Raw genomic sequence first — 271 nt, 5'->3', positions numbered from 1 at the left:
CATCAGCTTCGTTCTGAAAAAGATTTAATTAATCAAGCTCGTTATATTGTTGCTAACCCACTAAGAACTGGCATAGTAAAAAGTGTCGGGCAATATCCATTCTGGGATTGTATTTATTTAAATTAAATAGCATGTAAAACAAGAAGCTGTCGCTTCTAACGTGAGCAAGCTCTACGTCTACAAAATAAGTTAACCCTACTTACTTTGGCTACTCATTTACTCCTCATTCGCTTCTCTTTGTGCATTAAGATTTTAAAAGCCCATTAATCAC

General features: G+C 35.1%; 1 pseudogene. It reads left to right on the top strand.

The annotated features are described in order from the left end of the window. Nucleotides 1-126: pseudogene (locus SB756_RS30315) on the top strand (transposase); the annotation flags it as partial. Nucleotides 127-271: the final 145 nt, after the last annotated feature.

Origin of the sequence: Pseudomonas sp. SIMBA_068 (genome assembly GCF_046534705.1) — a bacterium.
GTDB lineage: Bacteria > Pseudomonadota > Gammaproteobacteria > Pseudomonadales > Pseudomonadaceae > Aquipseudomonas > Aquipseudomonas putida.
The sequence above is the reverse complement of the archived record's forward strand: the minus strand, read 5'-3'. Positions and strand labels throughout refer to the sequence as shown.